General features: G+C 55.9%; 1 pseudogene. It reads right to left on the reverse strand.

What is annotated here, in order from left to right:
* Positions 1–429, reverse strand: a pseudogene (locus tag E0D98_RS25875) (DNA primase); the annotation flags it as partial.

Below are 429 nucleotides of genomic sequence, written 5' to 3' on the forward strand. Positions count from 1 at the left end.
ACATCACCTGGCTGAATGTTGCCATCGGAAACTCCAGGGTATGCTGACCCGCATGAGGTTGGTCATTATTAACGGTAATGCCGTTACTGACCGGGGTTATGGCCCAGATATTACGGATACGATCCCGCGTTTCACCGGACAGCCGGAATGTTTCTCTCGCCTGCAGTGTCAGTGTGACGGGGTCACCCTTCTGATGGTTTTTGACCAGTTCTTCCAGGCCGTTTCCCCAGTATTCCCGTTTGCCACTGCGGTTGGTGAGCTCCACAAAAAAGCAGCGCCCTTTTCCGGGCGCATACTCTTTTTCTCCGTAGTTTGTCAGGACGGCAGTCACACTTTCACCGGGTCTGAGCTTGCCGGGCGGCTCTTCCTCCGGTGTGTCGGGTTGCTGCGGCTGTGCACTGACAGGGGCTTTTTCTGGCGCAGACGACG

Source organism: Escherichia sp. KCJ4928, assembly GCF_004352695.1.
GTDB lineage: Bacteria > Pseudomonadota > Gammaproteobacteria > Enterobacterales > Enterobacteriaceae > ECMA0423.